Source organism: Corynebacterium durum (genome assembly GCF_030408675.1).
GTDB lineage: Bacteria > Actinomycetota > Actinomycetes > Mycobacteriales > Mycobacteriaceae > Corynebacterium > Corynebacterium durum.
In genome coordinates, this window is the sequence record NZ_CP047200.1 from 1,092,226 (window position 1) to 1,106,570 (window position 14,345).

The 14,345-nt window shown below is 56.1% G+C and carries 13 protein-coding genes; 7 read left to right on the plus strand and 6 right to left on the minus strand.

Annotated features, from left to right (window positions below):
* The first annotated feature begins 152 nt into the window (after nucleotides 1-152).
* Both CDUR_RS05175 and CDUR_RS05180 read left to right on the plus strand, forming a co-directional pair.
* On the plus strand, nucleotides 153-2,468 hold the full coding sequence (locus CDUR_RS05175) for a vWA domain-containing protein (RefSeq protein WP_179417390.1): 2,316 nt from the start codon (nucleotides 153-155) through the stop codon (nucleotides 2,466-2,468).
* A gap of 133 nt (nucleotides 2,469-2,601) precedes the next feature.
* A complete protein-coding gene (locus CDUR_RS05180) occupies nucleotides 2,602-2,895 on the plus strand; it encodes a YciI family protein (RefSeq protein ID WP_179417391.1) in 294 nt (97 codons plus the stop codon).
* 116 nt (nucleotides 2,896-3,011) lie between these two features.
* Here the strand turns inward: CDUR_RS05180 and CDUR_RS05185 are convergent, their stop codons facing one another.
* From CDUR_RS05185 to CDUR_RS05205, 5 genes are all read right to left on the minus strand, one after another.
* Complete coding sequence (locus CDUR_RS05185) at nucleotides 3,012-3,593, minus strand: DUF1707 SHOCT-like domain-containing protein (protein WP_179417392.1); 582 nt, start codon at nucleotides 3,591-3,593, stop codon at nucleotides 3,012-3,014.
* Nucleotides 3,594-3,618: 25 nt separating this feature from the next.
* Nucleotides 3,619-4,167 (minus strand): RNA 2'-phosphotransferase, encoded by a 549-nt coding sequence (locus CDUR_RS05190; RefSeq protein ID WP_179417393.1) that lies wholly within the window; start codon nucleotides 4,165-4,167, stop codon nucleotides 3,619-3,621.
* Between the two features lie 3 nt (nucleotides 4,168-4,170).
* Nucleotides 4,171-5,394 (minus strand): RtcB family protein, encoded by a 1,224-nt coding sequence (locus CDUR_RS05195; RefSeq protein ID WP_179417394.1) that lies wholly within the window; start codon nucleotides 5,392-5,394, stop codon nucleotides 4,171-4,173.
* Nucleotides 5,395-5,778: 384 nt separating this feature from the next.
* Nucleotides 5,779-6,780 (minus strand): serine hydrolase domain-containing protein, encoded by a 1,002-nt coding sequence (locus tag CDUR_RS05200; RefSeq protein WP_290208077.1) that lies wholly within the window; start codon nucleotides 6,778-6,780, stop codon nucleotides 5,779-5,781.
* Nucleotides 6,781-6,798: 18 nt separating this feature from the next.
* Entirely contained in the window at nucleotides 6,799-7,380 is a 582-nt protein-coding gene (locus tag CDUR_RS05205; RefSeq protein ID WP_290208078.1) for a winged helix-turn-helix domain-containing protein, read from the minus strand.
* Nucleotides 7,381-7,555: 175 nt separating this feature from the next.
* Between CDUR_RS05205 and mnmA the strand changes: the two genes are divergently transcribed.
* The 3 genes from mnmA (at nucleotide 7,556) to CDUR_RS05220 (ending at nucleotide 10,757) form a co-directional block, all read left to right on the plus strand.
* Nucleotides 7,556-8,656: a tRNA 2-thiouridine(34) synthase MnmA gene (gene mnmA / locus CDUR_RS05210; protein ID WP_179417396.1), complete on the plus strand. Its 1,101-nt coding sequence runs from the start codon at nucleotides 7,556-7,558 to the stop codon at nucleotides 8,654-8,656.
* Nucleotides 8,653-9,627, plus strand: coding sequence for a uroporphyrinogen decarboxylase/cobalamine-independent methonine synthase family protein (locus tag CDUR_RS05215; RefSeq protein ID WP_179417397.1), 975 nt, complete (start codon nucleotides 8,653-8,655; stop codon nucleotides 9,625-9,627). Before mnmA ends, CDUR_RS05215 begins: the two co-directional genes overlap by 4 nt.
* Nucleotides 9,628-9,722: 95 nt before the next feature.
* Entirely contained in the window at nucleotides 9,723-10,757 is a 1,035-nt protein-coding gene (locus tag CDUR_RS05220; protein ID WP_179417398.1) for a DUF695 domain-containing protein, read from the plus strand.
* A gap of 20 nt (nucleotides 10,758-10,777) precedes the next feature.
* Here the strand turns inward: CDUR_RS05220 and CDUR_RS05225 are convergent, their stop codons facing one another.
* The gene (locus CDUR_RS05225; RefSeq protein WP_006061943.1) at nucleotides 10,778-11,449 is read right to left on the minus strand and encodes a 3'-5' exonuclease; all 672 of its coding nucleotides are present in this window, start codon (nucleotides 11,447-11,449) and stop codon (nucleotides 10,778-10,780) included.
* 193 nt (nucleotides 11,450-11,642) lie between these two features.
* Here CDUR_RS05225 and CDUR_RS05230 point away from each other — a divergent pair, with 193 nt between their 5' ends.
* Complete coding sequence (locus CDUR_RS05230) at nucleotides 11,643-12,266, plus strand: metallophosphoesterase (RefSeq protein ID WP_006061945.1); 624 nt, start codon at nucleotides 11,643-11,645, stop codon at nucleotides 12,264-12,266.
* A gap of 11 nt (nucleotides 12,267-12,277) precedes the next feature.
* A complete protein-coding gene (gene ligA, locus CDUR_RS05235) occupies nucleotides 12,278-14,320 on the plus strand; it encodes an NAD-dependent DNA ligase LigA (RefSeq protein ID WP_179417399.1) in 2,043 nt (680 codons plus the stop codon).
* Nucleotides 14,321-14,345 lie beyond the last annotated feature (25 nt).

The following is a 14,345-nucleotide window of genomic DNA, read 5'->3' on the forward strand; positions in this document are numbered from 1 at the left end:
TCACTCTCTTGATGTGGCATAAATCTCAAAATATCGTCCGTTTTATAAGAATATTCTTAAAAAATGATAAAAGTTTATCAAAGTAGTAGCGGATGTGCTTAGAATTCTTTCTAATAGAAAACATGAGATTCACAACCCTATTAGGAACACGCATGCCTCACACTGGTCCGGGACGCATGCGTGTTGGCGTTGCCGCATTAACAACAGCGTGCACTCTCATTGGGATGCACGCCCCACTCGCTAGCAGCGCTGAGCCATCGTCTGAACACCCAGACACCGCGCTGATTATCGACGCCTCCGGCTCCATGTGGGCACCTGATGGCTCCGGTGAACTACGCACCAACACTGCCAACCGTGTGGCACACACCCTCCTCGGCGAACTGCCGGGTGACCAGCAACTTGCTCTGCTGACCTACGGTACTGGCACCGGAAACAGCGACGAAGAAAAAGAAGCTGGTTGTAAAGACGTCCAAACCCTGGTGCCTCTCGGCGGTTCGCGCGACGAAATTGCTGCCCAGATCGACGGCCTGGTTGCCAGCGGATACACCCCGATCGGCCCGGCACTCCTCGCGGCCGAAAAGACCCTGGACACAAAGAAGACAGAAAATAACAAGCGCCACATCGTGCTAGTTTCTGACGGCATTGACACCTGTGCACCGCCAGAGATGGCTGAGGTTGCCCGCGACATTCACAAGCGCAACAGCAATGTCACCATTGATGTTGTTGGCCTCAACGCCGACGAAACCGTCCGCGAACAGCTGAAAGAACTCGCAGCAGCAGGCGGCGGCACCTACGCTGATGCCACCGACGAAGCATCCGTCAGCACACTCGTCACCGCATTGTCTGCTCAAGGCGCAGCTGCAGCAAACGATGCAGGTAAAGGTGATAAGAAGGACGCGGATAAGAAAGACGCTGACAAGAAAGACAGCGGCGATCATGACGGGCACAAGCATGACGGTGATAAGGGTGGCAAGAAGGACACCCACAAGCACGATGGGCATAAGCATGACGGCGACAAGAGCGAGGACAAGTCTGTAGACAAGTCGGCCGAAAAGTCCGCTGAGAAGTCTTCCGAATCGAAGGCGAACGGCGAGCCAAGCAAGGCTGAAACGTCGAAGTCTGACGAAAAGTCTGCCGAAAAATCTGAGGAGCCCAAGGCGGAGGAATCCAAGGCAGAGACTCCCAGGTCTGACGAAAAGTCCGAGACGAAGACCGAAGACAAGAAGTCAACCGAAAATTCCACCACGGCTAAGGCCTCTGAAAGCTCTGAGGCTGCCTCTGCAACCCAGACCGCAGCTAAGGACATGAAGGGCACAAACAAGGCTGACGGTGCCCCCACGCTTGCTGTGGGTACGACCCGTGACGGGCGTATTCACCAGCAGCTGTTCACTGACTCACTTCCGGCTGTAAGTGGCGATTCGAAAGACCAGGAACGCCACTGGTCTGTGACGCTGAAGGAAGGTCAGCAACTCAACGTTGGATTCTTGATTCCGACTCCTGAGGGTAATGTGAGCGCCAAGGGCAAGGAGCTAACTGTCACCCCTGAACTCCTCAACCCCAAGGGGAAGGCCTGCGTCGCCACCTCAGAAAAAGTCAAGGTAGACGGCAACTTCACGGGTGCACAATCCGCCTCGCTACTTTCGAAAGAAATCAAGAAGGGTACCGACTGCCCGCCCGGTAAGTACGACCTCGTGCTTAAGCGCACAGGCGAACTCGCCGCTGACAAGGATCTGCCCATCCGTATTTCCACCTGGGCTGTTCCGCAGGTTGATGACGCCAAATTGCCTCAATCCTCCAGCAAACCAAAGATTGCTGACCTTCCGCTTGGCGACGTCGCTGGTGAACTTCCGACCAACACCAACGTTGCGGCCGCACCCAGCGTCAAGGCGGGAACGTACACCGCTGCTCTCAAACCGGGCGAAACTCAGTGGTTCAGGGTTCCCGTCAAAGACGGACAGCGCTTGCAGATGCACCTTGAGGCACAAGCTGCAGGCAAAAACGATCACAGCATCAGCTGGCAGGCTTTCAGCCCGCTGTACAATCACCTGTCCGCCACGACCGACGGCGGCGCAGACGGGACTGACCGCAGCGAAGGCAACGTGGTTTTGAACGCTGATGAGGCTACCTCGGCAACGTTTGCTACCGAGCCGATTCGGTGGGCCAACATGAAGAAGGCTGGCGCTGTTAACACCTCCTTCCTGGCGGGTGAGCAGCTTGTAGCTGTCCGCCACAATGCACCTGCCGATGCGGGTAGTGAACCCGTGAATGTCACACTCGCTGTCGCATCCACTGGTGAAGGCGAACATGGCCCCGATCTGGCCAAATACAGCGCAAGCAGCAACGGCAACGAACACTCATCTCAGTGGACAGGCGTCTGGTGGCTGTTCCTCCTGCTCTTTGTCATCGGAATCCTGGCAACCTGGCTGTCCCCACGCAGCAAGAAAGCAAAGGAAACCAGCGAAGAATAGACCGTAGGTCGTGCTGCCGCTAGAGCAGTAACCGAACACACAAGGCCGACAAGCTTGAATGTGAGCTTGTCGGCCTTTTATTCAATGAAATTAAAAGATTTCTGATGCCCGAGTTGGTGATACGATGAACTTCATGTTTATTGTATCGCTCACTTACGTCAAAAGACTATCTGATGTAGAAGCCCATCTTCCTGATCATGTGGCGTACCTTGAACGCTATTATGAGCAGGGAATATTTTTGATGTCTGGCCGTAAGGAACCTCGGGTTGGGGGCGTGATAGTGATGCAGGCAGACAGTAGGAAACAGGTTGAAGGAATAATCTCTGAAGATCCGTTTAATCAGGCAGGAATTGCTGATTATGAAATTATCGAGTTTATCCCAACTAAAACTGCTCCCGCGTTAGAGGGGTATCGTGAGAATATTTGATATTGTCACAGCTATGTGCTGCGGTATGTCAAATCTGATTGTCATATAGATTTTAATTACTGCCACTTACTCTAAGAGTGGGGCAACGGTAAAAGATGCTAGGTAATATTCAGTAACTATCTCCCCTCACGGTTCCTGTTTTCCAGTTCCTGCATCTTGAATGCTGCTTGTTCGAGGCGCTGGGCACGTTGTTTCTGCGCTAGTTCCTGGTATTTGTCGTAGGCGTCTTCCTCTGATTCATCGAAGCGCAAAAGTAGGCGTGCACCTGCGCCAATGGCGGGAACTGCTAGGAAGACAAGCCACGCGTAGGAGACGTTGAATACAAACATCAGCAGGAAGAATGCGGCCAGAGAGACAGTGCCGTTCAACCCATCAATGAGGTTGATGATCTTGCCTTTTTTCTTGAGTTTTTCCAGTTCTTTGGCCTCGGGATCTACATCTGCGACAAGTGAGTGGCTTTCGGCCTGTTCATAGGGGACAAGTGCGCCTGTGGTGTCGGCCGTGAATGGGAATCCTCCTGGGAGGTCAGCGAATTGTTCCCGCAGTTCGCCTTGGGTGGTTGCGGTGGTGATGATGTCGGAGCGGCGGTTGAACTCGGCGTCGTCAAGCCTGCCGTCGGCGTAGTGGCGGCTGAGGGCGTCAAGTGCGTGGATGCGCTCGGTATCACCGATCCGCAGATGATCATTGTTCTGAGTCATGCGTGCTTCCCAATGCGAAATGAGGTTAGTTCAGAACCTCAATCATACTGGGCGGAACGCGGTCGGCGAGCCATGTTTGATCATTGCCACAGTAGAACAGCACCCCCGGTTCTGCCTGTGTGTTTATTGCCAGGATCACAATGTCCTGCGCTTTTCGACGCCCCACTTTCGTTGCTGTTTCTACGTCCTCCGACATGTGCACATATTGGCGTGACATGGGAAGAATGCCCTGTTGGAGAATATTATCCAGATTCCGCCTGGCGGTACCGTGATAGAGCAACGTGGGAGGGGTGGTTGGTTCTTTAACGATCTTCATGGGGATGGAATGGCCGTAGAGCGCGCGGATGTGACCATCGCTGATTTCGAAACGCTTCTTATCTGAAACGCTCATGACCGTGTGGAAGTCCTCTTCGGTGATGCCCTCCCAGCGCTTATGTTTGCGCAGGGCATCGAGAAGTTTATCCACGTCCACCCAGCCTCCTTCGTCTAGTTCGATTCCGAAAGAATCGGGGTCATGCCGTAGTGCGACGGACATTGTTTTGCTGAGTCGCACGTAGCGATTGTTGTTACTCATTTTCTATCCTTTGATGCACAGTAGTGTGTCGAGTTTGGTCACAATTTCCACCAGGTCTACCTCGTGTGAGAGAACCTGGCTCAAGTCTTTGTAGGCACCGGGGATTTCATCAAGAACCCCGTAGTCTTTTCTGCATTCCACGCCACGGGTTTGCTCGATCAGGTCGTCAAGCGTGAATGCCTGCCTTGCTGCTCCACGACTCATTGTTCGGCCAGCACCGTGAGAGGCGGAACAATACGATGCTGTATTTCCCAGCCCGCGCACAATGTATGAGCCGGTTCCCATCGAACCCGGAATGATGCCCAATTCACCTGTTTGCGCGCTGATTGCCCCTTTACGGGTGATTACCAAGTCAAGACCGTCGTAGGTTTCCTCAGAGACGTAGTTGTGGTGACAGTTGATTTCCTGGGTAAAGGCAACCTGCGGAAGGATGTTCTGTAAGGCGGCTTTGATGGAGCCCATCATGATGCGTCGGTTGAGCAGGGCGTATTCCTGTGCCCAGTAGATGTCATGAAGGTAGTCGGCCCATTCCTTGTATTCTGTGCCGTCCTGGTCGCGGTGCAAGAATACAGCGAGGTTGCGGTCTGGAATATCGCTGTTCCATTCCAGGTGTTTCGCGCGATAGATGTGCCGCTCGGCGATTTCCTTACCGATATTGCGTGACCCGGAATGCAACATCAGCCACAGAATGCCGTGGTCGTCGCTGCACAACTCGATGAAGTGGTTGCCGCTGCCGAGCGTTCCGCATTGCCGGACCGCGTTGTTTTCCTTTGCGGAGACATCAACGCGGAGATTAGTGAAACGTGAGAAAAGCTTCTTGACATCGCGGCGCATAAAACCGTCTCGCCCCAGCAGTGCGGCATGGGTTTTATGCTTGGCAAAACCAACGGGAACAACGTTTTCCCAGGCGGCGCGGATGCCGGCTAGGTTATCGGGCAGATCGGAAAGTGTGGCGGTTGTTTTTACCGCCATCATTCCGCAACCAATATCCACGCCGACAGCGGCCGGTGAAACGGCACCGTGCATGGCGATGACGCTTCCAACAGTCACGCCAGCGCCTGCGTGAACATCGGGCATGACGGCGACGCCGTGAACCCACGGAAGGAGAGATGCGTTGCGGATTTGCTGTTGAGTGGTGTGGTCGACGTCGTAAAGCGGTGACCACATGCGAACTGGGGCTTTTGAGCCGGGAATAGTGATGGGGAACCCGTACGGGTTGGTAGACATGGTGACTCCACATGCAAAAAGGGAAAAGATGGCAACGATGAAATCCCGCTGGGTGCTTGTGCTCTTAAAGCAGTGGTCAGCGGTGCGGGAGGGGACGTTGCTATTACATGTGGAGAACTCCTTTTTAATCCGAACGCAACGTTAGCAGATAAGTGAATATGCTACAAGCTGTTCCGGCTGCGCAGAGCGCCACGGTGAGCCACCACAGGACAACGGATATCTGGCTTGTCCAGGCGATACCGCCGCCGTTGGCGATGAAGAACACTATGGCACAGTTGACACCGCAATCTAGTAGCGCGATCCCAGGGCGGCGTCGTCGGCGAAGTGAACGAGCTGCAATGAAGAGTATGAGGACGGTCAAAATCGTGCTGACAATGGCTGGATTCATCGTGGCAGTTCCATTCCGAGCTCATCAATAGCTACGTTGCTGTCATTGGCTACGAAACTGGCGTTGTGGTTCCGTGGGTCAATCACCAGCATGGATGCGAAGCCGCCGGTCATGCCGTTGTGCCAGGCCACGTCCTGCTCGCGTACCCAGGTGTAATTGGGGAGTCCTTGGGCTAGCAGATGCTTCATAAAGCGAGTCATGTCAGTGGCGTTTGACCGAATTCCGCCGGCCGGCCCGTACCCTTCGTCGTCCCATACGGCGGTGGGGTGTCCAGTAATGTCCAGCCCACGCGGTGCGTTTGCGGGTGTTGTTTCGGGAGTCATGACGTAGGTGTTGCTCATGCCAAGGGGAGTGAAGATGCGTTCTTGAGCAAGCTGCGCGTAGGTTGTACCTGCCCGTCGCGCCAGCAGATGCCCGAGCAGCGCCATTCCAAAATTGGAGTAGTTGTACGTGCCGCGGTCTGCGAGAGTTGCGGTGCGGGCTTCCTCCAGAATTCTCTGAGTGGTAAAGCCATCATATGGGTTCTGTTTTCGCTGCATACTGATCGCCACTGCGAAGGCCGATATACCAAGAATCCGCGGCAGCCCTGATGTGTGGGTGGCGAGTTCCTTCAGTGTGATGTCTGACGTGGACATATCGGCATCGTCCAGAATCTCGCCAACGGTGGTGTCTAAGGTGACCTCTCCACGCTCTACCGCCTGCCGAAGAAGCTCAGCCGTGAAGGTTTTACTCACAGACCCAATTTCAAACTCTGTATTCTCGTCCGCACCAAGCCCAGCGAACTTCACAGCACCATCACTATCGACGACCGCCGCGGCAAGGTTGTGCGCACCCTTCGGCGCGTGCTGCGCGAGGTGACCAGCGAGCTCGGGGTCGCCCGTTGCCGTCTGCGCTACTGTGATGTGTTTGGGGCCAAAAGTCAAGCCTGCTACAAGGATTGTAATGGCAATAAGGCTTGCGACTGTCCCGGCAGTCAGGTGTCGCGGCTTGATTTTCACGCGGTTACGCCTTTCTTGTTAGTGGTCTTCGCAGCACGCGAGGATGGTGAGCAAGGGGACGATCCTGCTGACTCGAATACTGAAGTCCCCGGTGGGTTTTTTGCTGATCCAACCAGCGGCCATGAGGGCGTTGAGGTGGTGATACGCCGTTCCGGTAGAGGTGACCACATTTTTTTCGGCAAGTTGTGCTGCGGTAGCCGGGGCGTCGAGAAGCGTGCGGAGGATGGTTCCCCGCACCGGATGTGCCAGCGCGGTAAGGCGTGTCATGGGATCGTCCCAGCTGCTGGTGAGGAAGAAGTCGGTGGGGCGAGTCCACTGGTACATGGCTTCTTGCTCGCTGGTGGTGACGTGACCTGCGAACATGACGGCACCGGTGTTGTCGGCAGTGTTGTTTCGCGATGACAGTTCGGTGAGTGCCCAGTAGGTATCGGCATCGTTGTCTACCTGCTTGGTTCCGGTTGGTGTGGTCGCCGTTTCTTTAGGTACGTGTTCTTCCAACGCGGCAAGCCGCGCCTCAATCGTGGTGAGCCTGCGGTCTAGTTCTTGCTCGCGTTGCGAGGGCAGTTGCGAAGGCGGCTGTTCGCTGGTCGGAGGTTTCATCGAGTCCATAGTTTTAAAATACTAAAATAATGGAATAGTGCAAGCAGGTGGTCGCGCAATGGCTACCGGCAGCCTGCTTTCAACTTGCCTTTTCCCACGTAACGGGCTTATTCTGTTAGGCCCATATGGCTCCAATGGGTAGGACCACAAGGCAATTCAGAAAGGATCACAGGTAGTGCGAGTTTTGGCGGCGATGAGCGGCGGCGTGGATTCCGCAGTGGCGGCGGCGCGCGCGGTGAAAGCCGGTCATGAGGTGGTGGGGGTGCATTTGGCGTTGTCGCGGGATCCGCAGGCCGTGCGTGAATCCTCGCGCGGATGCTGCTCGCTGGAAGATTCCGCCGATGCTCGCCGCGTGTGCGACAAACTGGGCATTCCCTTTTATGTCTGGGACTTTTCGGACCGGTTCAAGGAGGATGTGATTGATGATTTCATTGATTCCTATGCCATCGGCGAAACCCCCAACCCTTGCCTGCGCTGCAACGAGAAAATCAAGTTTCGAGCCTTGCTAGAACGGGGTGTGGCGCTGGGTTTCGACGCCGTGGCTACCGGGCACTACGCGCGGCTCACCCAACCCGTTGACGGTGGCGATGGGTACCTCCGCCGCGCCATTGATCCAGATAAAGACCAGTCCTACGTGCTCGGGGTGCTGGGCGCGGAGGAGATCAAGCGGTGCATGTTCCCAGTGGGCGACACCAAGAAGCCTCAGATCCGTGAAGAAGCCGCTGAGATGGGCTTTTCCGTGGCCAAGAAGCCGGATTCCTACGATATTTGCTTCATTCCCGATGGCAACACCCAGGCGTTTTTGGGTAAGCACATTGGCGTGCGTCCGGGACTGATCGTGGATCAGGAAGGAACACCCCTCCGGGAACATCAAGGCGTGCATGAGTTCACTATCGGCCAGCGAAAAGGGCTTGACCTGCGCAATCCCGCGGACGATGGGCGTCCCCGCTACGTCACCGATATCAACGCGCAGACGGGAGTGGTGACCGTTGGTCCGCGCGAAAACCTGGCCGTCACAACAATTCATGCTGATCGCCTCAAGTTCCTGCACCCGGCCATGGAGGGAGAGGTGGAATGCGAGGTGCAGGTCCGTGCCCATGGTAGCGTCGTTCCGTGTCACGCCCGCATCGACAAGGACAACGACCGCATGGAACTGTCCCTGCACACTCCGCTTCAGGGTGTGGCGCGTGGTCAAGCAGCTGTCCTGTATTTGCCCGATCCTGATGGAGATATTGTGCTGGGTTCCGGCACGATCTGCGGGACGGCCCACTCATGACCGTCAACTTTTACGGACTGGGCGAGCTGCCCGGGGCGTCGATAATCGCCGCCGCCGACATAGTTGCGGGTGAAACCGGTGACCTGCGGCAACTACCCATTCTTCCCGCTCGCGGGGTGGACGTGGTGGGGCTCACCACCGGGATACTGCCCGGAATTAACGTGGATGCGGGGCCGCGAAGTTGGGTGCTCAGCACTCGCCCGCAGCTGCGCACTCGCCGCATATGGGATCGGGTAGAGGCAGATCTAGACCAGTGCGAACAGGCATGGGGTACGCGTATCGACGCCGTGAAAGTCCAGGTCGCAGGCCCGTGGACGCTGTCAGCATCCATCGAACTGAGCAACGGACATCGCGCACTCACCGACACCGGTGCCCTGCGTGACCTCACGGAATCTCTGATCGCCGGAATCCAGGAGTACAGCGCCGATGTGCGAGCGCGCTTTGACACCGAGGTGTATGTGCAGCTAGACGAACCACTACTTGCGCAGGTTCGTGATGGTTCCCTGCCCGGAACATCTCAATTTGATGAGATTCCTTCCATCAACGATGCCGACCTGGGAGAACGGTTGGCTGGTGTCATCGAGCGTGCAGAGGTGCGCTACCTCAACCAAACCGGGTATCCGCCGCTGTGGAAAGTCGCGCAGGTCGCAGGCGTGGAGACCTGCCAGGTAACTCTGGACACAGTACGTGGCAGTGAACAGTACGACGGCATGGGGCACGCACTCGCCGCAGGCATGCGCGTTGGCCTGGGCATGACCCGCGCCGGGGACGATCATGACCCGCGCCACCTTGCGGTTGATGTCGCGCGCATGTGGGACGAACTGGGACTTGACCGCACGCTGCTCACCCATGCCGTTGATGTGCACCCCCGCGGTGGTTTGACCGACTGCACGCTTCTCGATGCTGCGGCAGCCCTCCGCACTGCCCGAACGGTCGCGGACATGCTGGACAAAGACGCTGGCGATTTGTGACTGTGGCGTGTGTGACTTTGCCGAGGAATTCGGTAGCGTTAGTACGCGTATGTTGTGTGCCAAAATAAGTGCACCGATCCAGCGAAAGGACAGCCATGGCTGAAACTCATCACCCCACCCTAGAGGAACAACAGGCCGCGATTGATGCGTTCTGGTCATGGTGGCGCGACGAAGGTGCCGAATTGCTCGACCGAGTTTTTACCGGACAGGAGCAAGTGGATGTCATGGGGCTGGTGCACCCGAAAATCGTTGCGATCGCCGAGCAGTTGCAGTGGGAATTCACCCCGGGTTTCGACGGCGCGCGACACGCCCTCACAGTGACTGCCGCTGGCGCTGAGTTGCGCGGCGTAGCGCGCCGCTGGTTCGAGGCTGCCCCCGATGCTGACGACGTGTGGGCGTTTTCCGAATTTCGCCGACCAGCACAGGACCTCGATGTAAAGATCAATTATGAAGGCGTTTACGTACAGTTGAGCGAGACGACTGTGCTGTACCAGCGGCGTAACTCGCTGGTGGACATTGCCGTGTACAACCCCGCGTTTAATGAGTTTGACGATGATTCCATCGTGACAAGGCTTGGATTCCTTCTGCTCGATAAAACCCTGGGCGAGTTGAATGTGGAAATGTGGATCGGGGCCATTGAGTTTGTGCGCGAAAACCCCGATGATGCCGTACCCATCTCCGAATTCACTGATGTGCTGCATGATTTAACATCCGAATTCCCGTTGATTGGTAACCGTAATTGGCAGGTCGCTGAGGCGATGGTGGACGACCACCCAATCATTATCCGCGTGCTTCCACCGCTGGTCACACTGGCCGCGCCACTGTTTGAAACCCATGTTGCAGTCGCGTTCGCCTATGATGCGCACGAAACTGGCTTGCCTCGTGATGAGGAAACAATGCAGGCGCTCGGTTCCATTGAAGACGCCCTGGATTCCGCCGTGGCCAACGATGGCCGGTGCGTGGCCATCGAAACCGGGCAAGGCCAGCGCCTCATGCACTTCTATGTCGACAGCAGCAGCGAAGTCATCCAGCGTATGGAGGAAGTCCTAGCACTGTGGGACCGTGGCAACGTTAACTTGGTACCGTCGTTCGACCCAGGCTGGGAGGAAGTCTCCCACCTGCGGTTCTAACGCTTCTCGGCAGCGGCGTACTAGCCGCGCATCGGCCAGGACGTGCTCACATCACTGGTGTCTCGTCCTTGGCCTTCTAAGTATTTGCGGAAGCTTGTCTGGCGCTCGTAGTACCACACCGCTTGCGCTTCCATGAGGCTATCCAAATCCATGGTTCCCAGGTCAGGCCACAGTTTCAGCTGCTTCCACGCGATGCGGGCGGCCGCCAGAGCGTCGGCCGTGGCCTCGTGGGCGTTATCCAAACGCACACCATAAAACTGGCTGAGGTCGCTGAGCGTTCGGGGGCCTTTGCGGTAAGGATCCTTGGCTCGGTCAACAACAAAAGGATCGTATACAGCGCCGGTGACTGTGAAATCACCCGTGAGTTGGCGCAAAACGGTGAGATCGTAAGGCGCGTTAAACACAATGAGCGTCAAACCATCGGCCCAGCCTTGACGAATACGCTCTACGGTTTCCGCCAACACTTTCTCATGCGGCTGACCGTGTTCACGCGCATGCTCGGTGGTGATGCCGTGGACCTTGCTGGCAGCCTCTGGGATTTCCACACCAGGATCCGCAAGCAGCTCAAGGGGTTCCACATCTTTGTTGTGGATACGGACCATGGCAGACGTAACGATCCGCGCCTCCAACGGGTTCGCCGAGGTTGTTTCGAGGTCGAAGGAGAGCATTGCGTTTACGTCAAAGTGCGTCATGGAACCTAGCGTAGACAAGGGGGTAAACATGGGGGCAAAAAGGGTATAACATCGCTGGTAAGGCTTGGTTTCTTATCATTGTGGCGGCGATGTGTGAACCGCGTTTATGTACCAGAGATGCTATGCGTGTCTGCCCCTTGTGCCATGATTGCGATGGTCAGAAAAACCAATGGACCCGACGACAAGGAGAGTGATGTCAACGATGTTTGATCCCAGTGATTTCTGGATCACCTCAGACCTGCATCTAGGGCATCCATTGGTGACCCACAACCGTGGATTCACCGAGACCTATCATCATGACAGCACTGTCATGGCCGCGTTGTCTGAACTCCCTGATAACGCAACATTGGTATGCCTTGGCGATATCTCTGTCCGCAAAGACCAGTATGCGCTGGATAAGCTTGCGGAACTGAAGTTTGCTAAAGACCTTAGTCTGATCCTTACCCCAGGTAATCACGACAAATGCCATCCCATGTTCGGCGTGGAATCCCAGCTGACGTGGTTGCCGCAGTATCAGGCTGTGTTCGACATTGTTGTTGAAAATTTCCAGCTCAATCACGACGGTCTTGATGTGCTGTTTACGCATATTCCCAGGACAGACGACCCATACCGCAAAGGTGCGCTTAACCGCTGGATCGCACGTGACGGTTTCGACTGTGTCGTGCATGGGCACACCCATTCTGACCAGCTGCTCGCTCCACATCATGTGAATGTGAGTTTGGAGGCGACAGATTTTCACCCTATTCATTCTTCGGAGCTGTGGGGCTATGTGAAGCAGGCTGTGAAGCCAACCCGCCGTGTCCGCCCGAAACGTTAGACTGGTGCACCGTGACCGATTTTGCTGATCTCCGCCGCGAATGGAACGACCTTGCGCAGGAGGTTCGTCAACACCGCGACCTCTACTACAACAAGCAACCCATCATTTCCGACGCCGAGTTCGATGAGCTTTTTGCAAAGCTACAGAAACTAGAGGCTGAGCACCCTGAGCTGGCTGTTCCTGATAGCCCAACCATGGAGGTGGGAGCACCTGTCGCGGTGTCGTCAAGCTTTGCCAACGTTGAGCACTTGGAACCCATGCGCAGCTTGGATAATGTGTTCGACCTGGACGAGTTGAGGAAATGGTTGGAACGTACGCCGTCGGAAAGCTACCTCACCGAGTTGAAAATCGACGGGCTGTCCATCAACCTCACCTATCGTGACGGTGAACTCGTGCAGGCGGCGACGCGTGGCGACGGCCGCGTGGGTGAAGATGTCACCGCAAATGCGCGGGTGATCAGCGATATTCCGCACGTGCTTAACGGCAGTGATGAATACCCTGTTCCTGCGGTGCTGGAAGTGCGCGGGGAAGTCTATATTTCCATCGATGATTTTCCAGAGGTCAACGCGCAACGCATCGCGGAAGGCGGAAAACCCTTCGCCAACCCTAGGAATGCGGCGGCTGGTTCCCTGCGGCAAAAAAATGTGGAAGACGTGCGCAAACGTAAGCTACGCATGATCTGCCACGGCATTGGCTACAGCGAAGGTTTCACACCCGCCACCTTGGACGAGGCATACCGCGCGTTGGAGGCGTGGGGGCTGCCAGTGTCTTCAAAAACCATGCTGGTGCACACAACCAAAGAGATTATTGAACGCGTTGACTACTGGGCGGATCCCGCAAACCGCGAGGACCTGCTTCATGAAATTGATGGTTTGGTGATTAAAGTCGATTCCATCGCTGAGCAGCGTGCGCTCGGATCCACCAGCCGTGCGCCGCGCTGGGCGATTGCTTACAAGTACCCGCCGGAGGAAGTTACGACAACCCTGTTGGATATTCAAGTGGGGGTGGGGCGAACCGGTCGTGTCACGCCCTTCGCCATTATGGAACCGGTATTTGTGGCCGGAACGACGGTATCCAAAGCGACCCTGCACAACCAGACCGAAATTAAGCGAAAAGGCGTGTTGCTCGGAGACACTGTGGTGATCCGCAAAGCAGGCGAGATCATTCCCGAAGTGTTAGGGCCGGTGGTGGAAAAACGTGACGGCACCGAACGGGAATATATTTTCCCCACATTCTGCCCGGCCTGCGGAACCAGGCTTGCGCCTGCCAAGGAAGAAGACGCAGACTGGCGGTGTCCGAACACGAGGAATTGCCCCAACCAGCTCGCCGAGCGACTGACCTACCTTGCTGGCCGCAAAGCTTTTGACATTGAGGTGCTGGGGGAGAAAGGCGCGTTTGACCTGATCCGAAGCGGCATTCTTACCGATGAGGCTGACCTTTTTGACCTTGATCGTGAGAAGCTATCAGCCTCTAAGGTGTACACGGCAAAAAGTGGCAAGATCAACAGCAACGGCGAAAAACTCCTGAACAACATTGCCGCCGCTAAAGAGGCACCTTTGTCGCGCGTGCTTGTTGGGCTGTCTATCCGCCATGTCGGCTCCACCGCGTCCCGGGCACTGGCTGCGCGCTACCGCTCCATGGATGCACTTCGAGCCGCAACGGTGGAGGATATTGCCGAAACTGAGGGCATCGGCAGCACCATCGCTCAGTCGTTCAAAGACTGGTTCGAGGTGGACTGGCACCGCAACATTGTGGATAAATGGGCAGCTGCCGGCGTGAATATGGAGGAGAACACCACCGAACAGTTACCGCAAACACTGGAAGGCATGACCGTGGTGGTCACTGGTTCGCTGGAAGGGTTCTCCCGCGACTCGGCGAAGGAAGCCATCGTCTCCCGTGGTGGTAAAGCCTCCGGGTCTGTATCCAAGAAAACCACCTACGTGGTGGTGGGGGAAAAGGCGGGTTCTAAAGAAACCAAAGCCCGCGACCTTGGACTCACCATTCTGGATGAAGAGCAGTTTGTTCGGCTGTTAGAAACCGGTTCGCCAGAGTAGTCCCTGGGGCATGCCCTAGGGGAAT